Raw genomic sequence first — 13,235 nt, 5'->3', positions numbered from 1 at the left:
CACCCCTCCCCTCCTGTCCCTCTCTCACCAAATACCCCTTTCCTGCCGTCCCTCTCTCACTCACTCGGCCCACGGCTCTCCGGGGTACTGACAGTCACTCCCTGCCGGGACCTGCCCCTCGTACGGTAAATCCCGTGAACATACGAAAGATGCTCCGATGAACAGAACGCTGGTGCCGGCGTCCGCACTGCTGTGGGGTCTCCAAATGGCTTTCCTGAGTCCCGCTTTGGCACTGATTCTCGTGAACCTTTACGGGGCTTCAACATCCGACGTCGGTTGGGTACTTGCCATCTACAACATCGGTGGGTTTGTCGCTTCCTTGGTGATTCCGGCCTACGCGGACACGAAGCGCGACTACCTGTCTCCCATGCTTGCGTGCGGCGCAATGACACTGCTTCTGGCGGTGATCCTGGCCTTCGCAACCATCCTGCCCCTTGCCACGATCGCACTGGTGGTGGTCGGCGGGCCGGCCGGCGTCGGAAGTTCCATGCTTTTCGCCCACCTCCGGCACTCCGGCGCGGGAACGTCCACCATCGTCAATACCCGGGCTGTCGTCTCAGTAGCGTGGGTGGCCGGTCCCCCGCTGGCCACCTTCATCATTGGCTGGTTGGGTAATCCGGCAATACTTCTGGCAATCGCCGCCGTCGCAGTGCTCAATATGGCCACTACGTGGGCCATGATCAGGAAGAACCGGGCGTCCACCCAGGAGCCGGAGGACGGCACCGCAGATGCCCCATCCGCTGCCCACGAGTCTCCAGTGAGCCGCACGGGAATCGTCCTGGTTACCGCGGCGTTTATTCTGCTCCAGGCAACAAATGCCACAGCCATGACCATCATGACGGTCTACGTTGGCGAAACGATGCGGCTGGATGTGCTGTGGGCAGGTGTGGCCTTGGGTGCTGCCGCGGCCCTGGAGGTGCCTGCGTTGCTGATCATTGGCAGGCTGAGCAACCGGTTCGCGCATCTCAGCCTGATCGCCACCAGTTGCGTTGCTGGCATCGCCTACTACGTTGGTTTGGCCTTTGTCACGGAGCCCATCATGCTCCTGGCCCTGCAGTTGCTGAACGCGTGGTCGTTTGCCGGGATCGCCGGAGTGGGACTGCCCCTCTTCCAGCAGATGATTCCACGGCCGGGGCTGTCCACGGGCCTGTACATGAACACCCGCCGCGTAGGCGCGATCGTGTCGGGTCCCATCATCGCCCTGGGTTCGGCTACGGCCTTCGGTCAACGCGGCATCTTCGTGGCCAGCGCCGTCCTCACCACCGTGGGTCTGGCGGTCATCGCCGTCGCGGGTCGGAATGGACGAACAAGAATTCCGTTGGACCACGAGGCCCGCCTCCCCGGGTAATCAGGAGGCGTCCGCGCGGCACAGCCGCGTGTGACGGTCTGTTGCCCCCGGTTGAGCCGCATGTAGCCCCATTGAGGACAGTGACACCAGAACTTGGGCGGCCCGGCACTCCTCCGTAGTGTGCTGCCATGCCGAAGCCTTCCGTGATTCCCTTGTCAGTCCTTGACCTCAGCCCTGTGTCGGCCAACCAGAGCTCCGGCGACGCCCTGCGCAGCACCATCAACCTGGCCGTCGCAACGGAAGCAGCAGGCTACTCCCGGTATTGGTTGGCCGAGCACCACCTCAACGACGGCGTGGCCGGTTCGTCCCCGCATGTGCTCGCGGGCCTCGTGGCATCGGCAACAAAGAGCATCCGGGTAGGCACGGCAGCCACGCTCCTGGGCAATTACCGGCCCCTCCAGATCGCGGAGAGCATCGGTACCCTGGCAGCGGTGTTCCCTGATCGGCTGGACTTGGGCTTTGGCCGCTCCGGTCCTCCCAAGTCACCCAGCGAGCCGGCGCCCGGTTTTATTGCACCGGACACCAGCGAACCCGAAGAACGCATAGTGGATGGACTGGTGGTTCCCGCCCCCCGGCCCATCTTTGGGGCGGTCCTGCCACGGAAGTTCCGCCTGCAGAGCGAACTCCTGGGCCGTTTTCCAGGAGACACCGACAACTTCGAAAATGACGTCCAGGACATCATCGGTTTCTTCACCGGCGACTATCGGACCAAACACGGCGAGGAGGTCACGGCAACTCCGGCGCTGGGTCAGTCCCCGCAGTTCTGGGTCCACGGTTCCACGGCAGGTCCAAGTGCCAGGCTCGCGGGCAAGCTGGGCCTCCCGTTCGGCGCGAACTACCACGTGGCACCGGCAACCGTCCTGGATTCCATCGCCGAGTACCGGGCACACTTCAAGCCTTCCGAAACTTTGCGGGAGCCGCATGTGATCGTCTCCGCGGATGTCCTGGTGGCACCTGACGAGTTCAGCGCCCGTCGATTGGCCCGCGGCTACGCGCAGTGGGTTTACGGGATCCGCAGCGGACAGGGCGCCATCCCCTACCCCTCGCCTGATGACGCCGCGGACTTCACGCTGGACGCCGAAGCCGAAGAGCTGGTCAAGGACCGCCTGGACACCCGCTTTGTGGGAGACCCGCATCAAGTAAGCGAAAACCTCCGGACCCTGCAGCACGCAACCGGAGCCCAGGAATTGCTCATCACCACCATCGCCCACCACCCCGCCGACCGCGAGAGCTCCTACCAGCTCCTCGCCGAGGCCTGGGGTCTCTGAGTTTGTCCATTACCCACCAAAGGAGCACCAATGACCACCGAAACCAGGACTGAAACAGACACCCAACTCATCACTGCCGAACAAGCGTCCGCCCTGATCGCTGACGGCGCGCTGGTCATCGACGTCCGCAGCGAAGGCGGCCGCGCCAGCACCGGTGCAGTGCCAGGCGCCGTCATTGTGAACCGCGAACACGTGGACGAAGACTTCGCCCCCGGCTCCCCGCACCGCCTTCCCCAGGTCACGGGAACCGAACAGAAAATTGTTGTGTTCTGCGGCTCGGTGAACGGCTCACGACCCGTGGCTCAGAAGCTTAAGGTCCTGGGCTACGACAATGTGGTCCACGTGGACGGCGGGTTCCTGGCCCTGCGCGACTCAGGAGTCCCCACCACCGGACCCACGGCACCCCCGGCTGAAGCCGCGCCGACTGCCTGACCTCCCGGCCCGCCGAATCCGCTTAGGCGTCCACCGCTTCGGGGAGCTCCGGGCGGCGGGCATCTGCCGCCGTCGGGCCCTCCGAAACCGCACCCCGCAACGCGGGTTCCGTCGCCGCCGTCGTGCCTTCCTTTACGGAAACCACGACGGCGGCACTCGAGTTTCCGGGGCTGCGCGCCTCGCGGAGCCAGTCAAGGCCGCCCGCCAGCAGCGCGACGCCCAACAGGCTGCAGCACATCAGGATTCCGTGGTGGAAGGCAGCTTTGGAAGCCCCACCCGTGACGGCACCGTGCGCCTGCAGGAACATCCCTGCCGCCGCGGCCGAGCAGAGGGCCGCTGCGAATCGCTGGCTGAGCTGGTAGAAACCTGCGGCGACCCCCGCAGCCCCAGCCGGCGCGTGCCCCAGGGTGAGGGTCTGGTTTGGCGCCACGACCAGGCCCGTGGCCACCCCCTGCAAGAGCCCGACGGCGGCGACGGCCAGTGCCGCTGTCCCGCCGTCGAACCGTTGGACGAAGAAATCCTTGGCAATCAGCGTGGCGAGGCTCCCCGCGACCGCGACCACTATCCCTCCACGTCCGTAGCGGGCCACGAACCGCCAGCTGAAGCTCGACGCGAGCAGCATGCCAGCCGCCTGCGGCGCAAGGATGGCCGCTGCGGCGAGTGGTGCCATGCCTGTTCCTGAGAGGAAATAGAAGGCCGTTACGGCAGCCATGCCCGCGCCGACTCCGAACTGGCACAGCGCCACCACCGTGCCCAAGGCATACCCCTTTGAGGTGGCGAGACCGGCACTCAGCAAAGGTGTCCTGCCCCTGCGGTGGTACCCGATTTCCCAAACCGCGAAGGCCAGCAAGGCGCCGGCCCCGAATGCCAGCGAAGTTACGGCTACCGTGCCGGCTCCGTAAATCGTGGGGATGAGCGAGGCAACCACCACGCCACCAAGAAGGAGGGCGCCGACAATGTCGATGGATGTTTTGCTCCGTTCCGCTCGGACCGCCATGCGGGGCAGCAGCGCGAAGGCGAACGGCACAAGAATCAACACCAGCGGAACATTGGCGAGGAAGAGGATCCGCCACGCGATCCCAGGGTCGCCCAAGGAGAGCACCAAGCCACCGATGAGCGGGCCACACACCGCAGCCGAGCCGCCGGCCGCTGCGTAGGCTCCCAGGGCTTTGGCGCGGTCATGTCCTGTGTAGATGTCCTGCAGCAAGCCAAGGACCTGGGGATTCAGGGTACCTGCGCCCAATCCTTGGAGGAGGCGGGCAACCACCACCAGGGATGGGTCGGTGGCCAGGCCGCCGAGGAGGCTGGAAGCACCGAACACTGCGATGCCAAGGATGAACAGCGTGCGCCGGCCAAGGACGTCTCCGAGCCTGCCGGCCGGAACCAGCGCCACGCCAAACGCCAACGAGTAGCCCGCCAGGATCCATTGGACCGAGCCGGGATCTGCGCGCAGGGAAGCCGACATGGCCGGGACCGCAAGGACAAACACCGATTGGTCCAGCAGCGTGATGAATCCGGCGCCCAGGCAAAGCCACAGGGCAGATCGTTTGGCGTTTGTACCCATGGTTGTGACTCTAGGGTGGCTTGATGCGGCGCCGGGCATCGGGAGACACCCGACTAACGGGCGTGAATAAGGGTTACTGTCGGTGACCTGTTGTGACACTTTCACCCGCCCCCACTCCGGACGCTCTCTCACCAAACCACCCCTTTCAGCTGAACCCTCTCGCATTGAAGAGTCGCCGGTGGTCTTCGGCTCGGGGCCCGCGGTTCGCCGGTGAGAGAGGATCCGCAGGAAACGACGGTCCGGTGAGAGAGGATCCGCAGGAAACGGCGGTCCGGTGAGAGAAGATCCGCAGGAAAGGGGGGTTCGGTTAGAGAGGGTCCGCAGGAAAGGGGGGTTCGGTGAGAGAGGGTCAGATTTGGAGGAGGCACGTGCGAGCGGATGCGTGGGCTGCGCGGAGGGCTTCGGGGCTCGAAGAACGTTCCCTGTGCGCCACTTCGTGCTTCAGCTGCGGAATGACGTGCGTCCCGAACTCGATGGCGTCGGGGACAAAGTCGTAGCCGCGCAGCCCGAAGATCTCGAAACCGAGCTCGTGGTAGTCGAGGATCGCCTGGGTGACGGTGTCATAGGAGCCAACCAACGCCGTCGCACTTCCTCCCCCGCCGCCCGCAGCCTTGGCGAGCGCCGTCCATAGGGCGCGGTCGTGAAGGTCGCCGCGCTCGGCCGCGGCCAGTAGCCGCTGGGTTCCGGCGGCTTCCGGCTTCGTGGCGTAGTGCCGGACGGGATCGATCACGTCGCCTGCGGAACGCCGGGCTTCAAACGTGCCCAGGATGGCATGTGCCTTCTCCCAAGCCAGCTGGTCAGTGGCAGCGACAATGGGCCGGAACGCAATCTGCCATCGAAGCGGCGATATCCTGCCCAGTGCGGCCGCGCGCGCGAGGATCTGTTGCTGCTGTGAAGCGGCATCGGCCAAGGGTTCGCCAAACAGGGCATAGATATCTGCCTCGGCAGCGCCCACGGACCAGGCAGCCTCGGAAGATCCACCGAAGGACATGCCAGGGCGTTTGCCGTTGAAGGGAGCCAGCCCCGAGGAAAAACCTTCAAAGCGGTAATGCTCACCGGACCAATCGAATGACTCCCCCGACCACGCCCGACGGACGATCTGCATGTACTCCTGCGTCCGGCCGTAGCGGGCGTCCTTGGCGAGGTAATCGCCTTCGCGCGCTTGGTCTGCCTGGCTTCCGCCGGTGATGAAGTGCACGGTCAAGCGGCCTTGGGCAATGTGGTCCAGGGTCAGGAAGGACCGTGCCGCGAAGGTCGGATGTGAGACGTTGGGCCGGTGAGCCAACCGCAACTGGATCCGTTCAGTATTGGCAGCAACCCACGTTGCGTGGACGGCTGGGTCCTGGGTGGCTGAGTTGTACGCGAAAAGCACGTGGTCCCAGTTGTTGTCCTCGTGGATCCGGGCGATCTTCGCGGCGTAAGAGGGGTCGAAGAAGGGCGTGGTGGCCGGCGAGGTCTCCGTGGAGTCGTTGCCGGCACCCATGCCGAGGAATTCGATGGGCATAAGGAATCTCCCGAAGGGTAGTTAGCGGCGGAGAATACGCTGGGCCAGCCAGTTGCCCAGCAATTGCGCGGCCTGGACCATGACGATGATGATGAGCACGGTGACCAGCGTGACTTCCCAGTTGAACTGCTGGTAGCCGTACATGATGGCGAAGTTGCCCAGCCCGCCGCCGCCGATGTAGCCGGCCATGGCGGACATATCCACGATCGCGATGATCATGAAGGTGTAGCCAAGAATGAGCGGCGCAAGCGATTCCGGAATGACCACGGCCCACAAGATGTGCAGGCGGCTGTCGCCCATGGCCCGGGCTGCTTCCACCACACCGGGATCGGAGGCCACCAGGTTCTGCTCCACCACGCGCCCGATCACCACTCCGGCCATGAGGGCCATGGGAAGGATCGCTGCGGTGGTTCCGATGGTGGTGCCCATGATGATCAGGGTCAACGGTGCGATCGCGGTGATGAAGATGATGAACGGGATGGGCCTGATGATGTTCACCAGGAAGTTGAGGACGGAAAAGACGGCCTTGTTGGCGAACAGGTTCCCGGGCCGGGTGGCGTACAGGGTCACCCCGAGCGCCAGTCCGGCCAGCCCGCTGAGCAGCACGGTGACCACCACCATGTAAATGGTCTGCTGGAAGGATTCGCCCAGGACGGGAAGGAGCGTGGTCCAGTCGGTGGTCATGGTTTCTCTCCAACAGTGGTCAGGTGGGGCACGGCGCTTTCGGCGGGTGCCGCCGTCGTAGTTTGGCGTTCGACGGCGGTGACGTCACCCAATTCGGCGAGCGCAGCGTCTATCGAAGTCTCGCTGCCGGTGAGCTCGTAGGTGAGCGTGCCGAGGATGCGGTTCTGGATTTCCGTGACTCCGCCGAAGACCACGCTGGAGCCCACACCGTGGCGTTCGAAGGTAGCTGCCACCAACGGAGTGGGCGCAGCTTCCGATATCCCTATCGACACCAAGAGCCCGGGGTGCGCAGCGGAGAGCCGTTGGACGGTTTCGGGTTCGGGTGTTCCGTGCACTGCGGTGGAGACGAATCGCTGGGTGGAGCCGCTCTTGGGGTCGGCAAACACGGAGTACGTAGGCCCGGATTCAACCACGCGGCCGGATTCCATCATCACCACCGTGTCGCAGATTTCCCGGACCACGTTCATTTCGTGGGTGATGACCACCACGGTGGTTCCGAGTTCCTTGTTGATGCGTCGGAGCAAGCGAAGGACGTCGCGCGTGGTTTCGGGGTCCAGGGCACTGGTGGCTTCATCGGCCAGGAGGATGTCAGGGGCGTTGGCCAGCGCGCGTGCGATGCCGACGCGTTGCTGCTGCCCACCGGAAAGCCGCCGCGGGTACGTCCTTGCCTTATCAGCGATTCCCACGAACTCAAGCAGTTCCTCCACGCGGGGCCGGATCTTGTCCTTGGACCAACCAGCCACTTTCAACGGGTACGCGACGTTTCCAAACACGGTGCGGGAGGTGAGGAGGTTGAACTGCTGGAAGATCATCCCGATCCCGGCACGGACCTTCCGCAACTGGCCTTCCGACAAGGCGGAAATGTCCTGGCCTTTGATAAGGACCTGCCCCTCGCTGGGGCGTTCCAGTCCATTGAGCAGCCGGACAAGCGTGGACTTACCTGCTCCTGAATAGCCCACGATCCCCACGACTGTGCCTTCTTCAATGTCCAGGGAGACAGAGTCCACGGCCCGTACTGGGGCATTTTTGCCCCATGCCCGGCCCTTGGGAACCGGGAAGATCTTGCTGGCTCCGCGCAGGGAGACGATGGCGCCCACCGGGGCCTCCTTTGGGTGGTGTTGTTGCGTTCCGAGCCCGTCCATGGACCGGGCACAGGGGTGGTTTGAGTGCCCATTCCAACAGCGAGGCCACTCCCGGATCGAACCCCGTGACCCCTTGTGACCTGCGGTTTCTCCCGTTAACGGCAGGCGACGCCGTGTTGCGGACGGATTCGTCCCAACCATGCCGCGTGCTTAGCGTGAGGCGTGGGGGATACCCCGTACCTTTCATTCGCATCAAGACCCTTTGTACGGAGAAGCATCATGAAGAACCGCCTGTTAGCTGCCGCCGTCGGCCTTATCGCCGCCCTGTCGTTGTCCGCGTGCGGGGGTGCTGCGGGAGGCTCTTCAAACTCAGGGAACACCAAGGTGGTTATCGGCGTGGACGACGGCGCGGAGGAGCACTGGACCATCCTTAGGAACAAGCTCAAGGACCAGGGGATCGACCTGGAGGTTAAGAACTTCACCGATGGCGCGCAGATCAACACCGCCACGCAGCAGGGCCAGGTGGACATCAACTTGTTCCAGCACCTCAAGTACTTGTCCCAGTTCAACGTCAACAGCAACGGCACGCTGGTTCCCGTCGGAGCTACGGCCGTCTACCCGTTGGCCCTCTACTCCGAAAAGTACAAGTCCGTGAGCGAACTGCCGGCGGACGCCCAGGTTGCCATTCCCAACAACCCCACCAACCAGGCGCGCGCCCTGCTGAATCTTCAGACGGCGGGCCTGCTCCAGCTCAAGGATGGCGGCAACTCGTTGTCCACCCCTGCGGAGATCACGTCGAGCAAGATCAAGGTTGTTCCCGTTGACAGCAACCAGACGGTCAACGCGCTCAAGGGCACCACGGAAGCCGCCGTCGTCAACAACACCCAGGCACAAAAGGGCGGCCTCGGCGACGACAAGATCATTTTCAAGGAAGACCTCAACTCGGAGGCGCTGGCTCCGTACATCAACGGCTTCGTGGTGAAGGCGGATCGCAAGGACGAGCCCACCTGGAAGAAGATCGTGGACGCTTACCACACGCCTGAGGTGGAGGCTTCGGTGACCAAGCTCAACGACGGCAACCTGCAGTTCAAGGCGGATTGGACCGCGGCCAAGCTGCAGGGAGTGCTCACCGCCGAAGAAGCAGCCATCAAGAAGACCAAGTAGTTGTCTGAGGGGCGGCCCGCTGCGCCACACAGCCAGCCGCCCCTCAGCCGTTCCAGGAACAAAGAGCCATGAACCAGCACCTCGCACGTGAACGCAGTCAGATCCATTTCTTCGCCTACCTGGTGGGTACGGGCATCCATGTGGCCTCGTGGCGCCACGAGACGGCGTTCCCGCAGGCCAGCATCGATTTCGCGCATCAGGTGAAGCTCGCCAAAGCGGCCGAGGACGCCAGGTTCGACGCCATCTTCCTGGGTGATTCCCTCGCCATCGACGAGACGAGCAACCCCGGCATCCTCAACCGGTTTGACCCCATCGGACTGGTCACGGCTTTGGGCGCGGTGACGGACAAGATCGGCCTGATCGCTACGTCGTCCACGTCCTATGACCAGCCGTACAACTTCGCACGCGCCGCCCTCACTGCCGACCACATCAGCGGCGGCCGCGTGGGTTGGAACATCGTCACCACGCGGGACCTGACCAACAGCACGGCCGGAAATTACGGCGCGGACCAGCACTTCGAGCACAGCCTCCGGTACCAGCGTGCCGAGGAATTCGTGGAGGTTACCCTTGGGCTCTGGAACTCCTGGGAGCGGGACGCGTTCCTCCATGACAAGCCACGCGGCCGCTTCTTCGACCGCCACAAACTCAACCGCCTCAACCACAAAGGTGAGTTCTTCAAGGTGGCAGGTCCTTTGAACATCGGCCCTTCGCCACAACACTCTCCGCTCCTGGCGCAGGCAGGAACGTCCGGTCCCGGGCAACGGCTCGGCGCCCGCTTCGCCAACGCTCTCTTCGCAAGCCACCCGGATATCCCGCAGGCCCGCAGTTACCGCCACTCTGTCCGTCAACAGGCCACAGCCTTTGGCCGAAACCCGGACGAGCTTTTCGTGTACCAGGCCATCTCCCCCATCGTTGCCGACAGCCGCAAGGAAGCATTGGAGCGCATCCGCGAGCTGGACAACCTCATCACGGACCAGCAGGTACTGGACTTCCTGCAGGAGTATTTCGCAGGACAGCTGGACTTCGCCGGCCTCGGTCCGGAGGCCACTGTGGCCCAGTCAGGCATTCCCTCGATCGCCAACCCGCGTACCGATTTCCGCTCCGCCGGCGAACAGATCCGTGGACGCGAAGATGAAGTGACCCTCAAGGATCTCTACTCGATCCTCACGGGCGACAAGCGGAACCACGACTTCATCGGCAGCCCGGAACACGTGGCCGCTTCCCTCGCGCGGTGGCATGCCGAAGGCGCTGCCGACGGCTTCAACCTCATGTTCTCCCTGCTGCCCCAGGACCTGGAGCGCTTTGCCGCCGGAGTCATCCCGATCCTCCAGGAACGCGGACTCGCCCGCACGGAATACACCGGCACCACCCTCAAGTCGCACCTCGGCCTGGCCCCCGAAGCCGCGGGCACCCGCGCCATCTGACCGCCGTCGTCGAAAGGACCAACATGACCACCCAAGCAACCGCCGCCACCGGCACGTACGTGATTCGCGAGGCCCGCCACGAAGAGTACGACGCCGTGGGGCGGCTGACGTACGAAGGGTTCGGCCATCACCTGCCCGGCGCCCGCCAGCCCGACGACGAGCGGCTGGAACTGCTCCTCAATGCCACGGCACGTGCACACGAAGGCGTGCTGTTGGTAGCCGAAGACGCCAGGACCGGAACACTCGTGGGAACAGCGAGCCTGCTTCCCTACGGTTCCTACCTCAGCCGCCAGGCCGCGGAAGGCGAAGTGGAACTCAGGCTGCTCGCGGTGCTGCCCGAAACCCGCCGGACCGGGCTCGGCAGGCGGCTCCTCAACGAGGCCGCACGCCTGGCCGCGGAACAAGGCGCCAAGCGCGTGGTGCTGGATACCGCCGTCGACAATGAACCATCCCAAAGCCTGTACCGCCAGCTGGGCTACATCCGCCGGACCGAACGCGAGAAACCGCGTCCCGCCCCCAAGGTGCAACTGGTGGTCTACACGCTGGATCTGCCCGCGAGGGGTTAGCTCCCACGCCTTTCACACATCCTTACTGCCGAGAGCCAACCCCTTGGTGTTAAGGACTCATCAAAAATCCTTCCAGCCCGGTACTAAGTACCCTTGGCGGTGCTATGTTCAGCTCAGATCGAGGAGCGTCGGGCTGGAAGGAAAGCCATGACCACGTTGAGCAGGCCGCCCGCGGACCCGTCGGCCCCCAAACCCGGTGGCTGGACGTCGTTCAGGACCTGGCTCCTGTTCGGGCTCCAGGACAGCAAAGGAAGCCATCAGGGTCCGGGCGGTGTCAGCGCAGCCCACGAGAAAAAGCACCACTGGTGGCAGGTCATGTGCCTCACCGGCGTGGACTACTTCTCCACACTGGGTTACCAACCGGCCATTGCCGCCCTGGCAGCGGGTGTCATCTCACCCATGGCCACGATCGTCCTGGTGGCTGTGACCCTGTTGGGCGCCTTGCCCGTGTACCGGAGGGTGGCCGGCGAAAGTCCCCGGGGCGAGGGTTCCATCGCCATGCTGGAACGGCTGCTCCCCCGTTGGGGCGGCAAGCTCCTGGTCCTGGTGCTGCTGGGCTTCGCCGCGACGGACTTCATGATCACCATGACCCTTTCCGCAGCCGATGCCACCGCCCACTTGATCCAGAACCCGGTGATGCCGGGCTGGTTGCAGGGGCAAAACGTGCTGGTCACGCTGTTCCTGCTGGCCCTGTTGGCGGCCGTGTTCCTGCGTGGCTTCAAGGAAGCGATCGGCGTGGCCGTAGTTCTGGTGGTTCTCTACCTGGGCCTGAACGTCGTGGTGGTGGCAACAACGGTGTTCGAGGTGCTCACCCATCCCACGGCCGTTGGGGACTGGTGGCAGCTCCTCTGGACCTCGCACGGTAATCCGATCATGGCCGTGGCCATCGCGCTGATCGTGTTCCCCAAGCTCGCCCTGGGCCTTTCCGGCTTCGAAACCGGTGTGGCCGTAATGCCGCAAGTGCAGGGCGATCCTGATGACACGGATGCCAAGCCCACGGGACGCATCAAGGGAACCCGGCGGATGCTGACCACCGCTGCGCTGATCATGAGCACCTTCCTCATCACCTCCAGCTTCACCACCGTGGTCCTCATCCCGGAGCATGAGTTCGAGCCCGGCGGCCAAGCCAATGGACGCGCCCTGGCGTTCCTTGCCCACGAATACCTGGGCCTTGGTTTCGGCACGGTCTACGACATCAGCACCATCGCCATCCTCTGGTTCGCCGGCGCCTCCGCCATGGCCGGGCTGCTCAACCTGGTCCCGCGGTACCTCCCCCGCTACGGAATGGCGCCCGAGTGGGCCAAGGCCGTCCGGCCCCTCGTCATGGTCTTCACCTTGGTGGGGTTCTTCATCACCGTGGTGTTCAACGCCGACGTCGACGCCCAAGGCGGTGCCTACGCCACCGGTGTGCTGGTGCTCATGACGTCAGCCGCCGTGGCCGTGACACTGTCCGCCCGCCGTCGTCATCAACGCAAGCGGACCATCGGCTTCGGTGCAATCGCCGCCGTCTTCGTTTACACCACCGTGGCCAACATCGTGGAGCGGCCGGAGGGCATCCGGATCGCTGCGATCTTCATTGCGGGCATCATTGGGATCTCGCTGCTGTCCCGCGTGCGCCGGTCCTTTGAACTGCACGCGACCCACGTCCACCTGGACCGTCAAGCCCTTGAGTTCATCCTCGACGACGACTCCGGACCCATCAGGCTGATCGCCCACGAACCGCGCAGGCTCACCGCGGAGGCCTATCGGGAGAAGTTGGTCTCTGCCATCGAAGTCAGCCACCTGCCACTGAATTACCACGGGATCTTCCTGGAGGTAGTGCTGGACGATACCTCCGATTTCGAGACCGAGCTCTACGTCAAGGGCATCGAGCGGCACGGCTACCGGATCCTCGAAGTCCACGGCCCGGTCATCGCCAACACCATCGCTTCCGTGCTGCTCCATATCCGGGACGTCACCGGGCTCATGCCGCACATCTACTTCCGCTGGACCGAGGGCAACCCCATTACCAACCTGCTGCGCTTCCTGTTCCTCGGCGAAGGCGAGATCGCCCCGGTGACGCGCGAGGTCCTGCGCGAGGCCGAGCCGGACGTGAGCCGCCGGCCATGGGTCCACGTGGGCTGAGGGGCACTGGGAGTACCCGGATCACCCGTCACTCCCGCAGCACGGCGGAGTAGCGTTCAGTGGGAGAGGACAACC

The 13,235-nt window shown here is 64.3% G+C and carries 11 protein-coding genes; 7 read left to right on the top strand and 4 right to left on the bottom strand.

The features are described from left to right. The first annotated feature begins 157 nt into the window (after positions 1-157). The 3 genes from ACIQT2_RS08685 (at position 158) to ACIQT2_RS08675 (ending at position 3,048) form a co-directional block, all read left to right on the top strand. Complete coding sequence (locus ACIQT2_RS08685; RefSeq protein ID WP_402945543.1) at positions 158-1,348, top strand: MFS transporter; 1,191 nt, start codon at positions 158-160, stop codon at positions 1,346-1,348. A 128-nt stretch (positions 1,349-1,476) separates the two neighbouring features. Further along, positions 1,477-2,616: an LLM class flavin-dependent oxidoreductase gene (locus ACIQT2_RS08680; protein ID WP_402945541.1), complete on the top strand. Its 1,140-nt coding sequence runs from the start codon at positions 1,477-1,479 to the stop codon at positions 2,614-2,616. A gap of 30 nt (positions 2,617-2,646) precedes the next feature. Next, positions 2,647-3,048 (top strand): rhodanese-like domain-containing protein, encoded by a 402-nt coding sequence (locus tag ACIQT2_RS08675; RefSeq protein ID WP_402945539.1) that lies wholly within the window; start codon positions 2,647-2,649, stop codon positions 3,046-3,048. 22 nt (positions 3,049-3,070) lie between these two features. Here ACIQT2_RS08675 and ACIQT2_RS08670 read toward each other — a convergent pair whose 3' ends face one another. From ACIQT2_RS08670 to ACIQT2_RS08655, 4 genes are all read right to left on the bottom strand, one after another. Then, positions 3,071-4,612, bottom strand: coding sequence for an MFS transporter (locus tag ACIQT2_RS08670; protein ID WP_402945536.1), 1,542 nt, complete (start codon positions 4,610-4,612; stop codon positions 3,071-3,073). Between the two features lie 349 nt (positions 4,613-4,961). Further along, the gene (locus ACIQT2_RS08665) at positions 4,962-6,116 is read right to left on the bottom strand and encodes an LLM class flavin-dependent oxidoreductase (protein ID WP_402945534.1); all 1,155 of its coding nucleotides are present in this window, start codon (positions 6,114-6,116) and stop codon (positions 4,962-4,964) included. Positions 6,117-6,137: 21 nt separating this feature from the next. Next, complete coding sequence (locus ACIQT2_RS08660; RefSeq protein WP_400336382.1) at positions 6,138-6,800, bottom strand: methionine ABC transporter permease; 663 nt, start codon at positions 6,798-6,800, stop codon at positions 6,138-6,140. After that, on the bottom strand, positions 6,797-7,897 hold the full coding sequence (locus tag ACIQT2_RS08655; RefSeq protein ID WP_402945530.1) for a methionine ABC transporter ATP-binding protein: 1,101 nt from the start codon (positions 7,895-7,897) through the stop codon (positions 6,797-6,799). Before ACIQT2_RS08655 ends, ACIQT2_RS08660 begins: the two co-directional genes overlap by 4 nt. 264 nt (positions 7,898-8,161) lie before the next feature. Between ACIQT2_RS08655 and ACIQT2_RS08650 the strand changes: the two genes are divergently transcribed. The 4 genes from ACIQT2_RS08650 (at position 8,162) to ACIQT2_RS08635 (ending at position 13,160) form a co-directional block, all read left to right on the top strand. Further along, the gene (locus ACIQT2_RS08650; RefSeq protein ID WP_402945528.1) at positions 8,162-9,046 is read left to right on the top strand and encodes a MetQ/NlpA family ABC transporter substrate-binding protein; all 885 of its coding nucleotides are present in this window, start codon (positions 8,162-8,164) and stop codon (positions 9,044-9,046) included. A gap of 68 nt (positions 9,047-9,114) precedes the next feature. Beyond that, the gene (locus ACIQT2_RS08645) at positions 9,115-10,470 is read left to right on the top strand and encodes an LLM class flavin-dependent oxidoreductase (protein ID WP_402945525.1); all 1,356 of its coding nucleotides are present in this window, start codon (positions 9,115-9,117) and stop codon (positions 10,468-10,470) included. Positions 10,471-10,493: 23 nt separating this feature from the next. Next, entirely contained in the window at positions 10,494-11,036 is a 543-nt protein-coding gene (locus tag ACIQT2_RS08640; protein ID WP_402945523.1) for a GNAT family N-acetyltransferase, read from the top strand. Positions 11,037-11,183: 147 nt separating this feature from the next. Next, positions 11,184-13,160, top strand: a complete 1,977-nt coding sequence (locus ACIQT2_RS08635) for an amino acid transporter (RefSeq protein WP_402945521.1) — start codon at positions 11,184-11,186, stop codon at positions 13,158-13,160. The last annotated feature ends 75 nt before the right edge of the window (positions 13,161-13,235 follow it).

The organism is Paenarthrobacter sp. NPDC090522, from assembly GCF_044769225.1.
GTDB lineage: Bacteria > Actinomycetota > Actinomycetes > Actinomycetales > Micrococcaceae > Arthrobacter.
Note: the sequence above shows the minus strand (reverse complement) of the source record. Positions and strands in the feature narration are given on the sequence as shown.

What these genes read in the sequence shown, in the direction of transcription:
- ACIQT2_RS08650 (WP_402945528.1), top strand. Translation starts at nt 8,162, where the DNA reads ATGAAGAACCGCCTGTTAGCTGCCGCCGTCGGCCTTATCGCCGCCCTG.
- ACIQT2_RS08675 (WP_402945539.1), top strand. Translation starts at nt 2,647, where the DNA reads ATGACCACCGAAACCAGGACTGAAACAGACACCCAACTCATCACTGCC.
- ACIQT2_RS08635 (WP_402945521.1), top strand. Translation starts at nt 11,184, where the DNA reads ATGACCACGTTGAGCAGGCCGCCCGCGGACCCGTCGGCCCCCAAACCC.
- ACIQT2_RS08685 (WP_402945543.1), top strand. Translation starts at nt 158, where the DNA reads ATGAACAGAACGCTGGTGCCGGCGTCCGCACTGCTGTGGGGTCTCCAA.
- ACIQT2_RS08680 (WP_402945541.1), top strand. Translation starts at nt 1,477, where the DNA reads ATGCCGAAGCCTTCCGTGATTCCCTTGTCAGTCCTTGACCTCAGCCCT.
- ACIQT2_RS08645 (WP_402945525.1), top strand. Translation starts at nt 9,115, where the DNA reads ATGAACCAGCACCTCGCACGTGAACGCAGTCAGATCCATTTCTTCGCC.
- ACIQT2_RS08640 (WP_402945523.1), top strand. Translation starts at nt 10,494, where the DNA reads ATGACCACCCAAGCAACCGCCGCCACCGGCACGTACGTGATTCGCGAG.
- ACIQT2_RS08665 (WP_402945534.1), bottom strand. Translation starts at nt 6,116, where the DNA reads ATGCCCATCGAATTCCTCGGCATGGGTGCCGGCAACGACTCCACGGAG.
- ACIQT2_RS08670 (WP_402945536.1), bottom strand. Translation starts at nt 4,612, where the DNA reads ATGGGTACAAACGCCAAACGATCTGCCCTGTGGCTTTGCCTGGGCGCC.
- ACIQT2_RS08660 (WP_400336382.1), bottom strand. Translation starts at nt 6,800, where the DNA reads ATGACCACCGACTGGACCACGCTCCTTCCCGTCCTGGGCGAATCCTTC.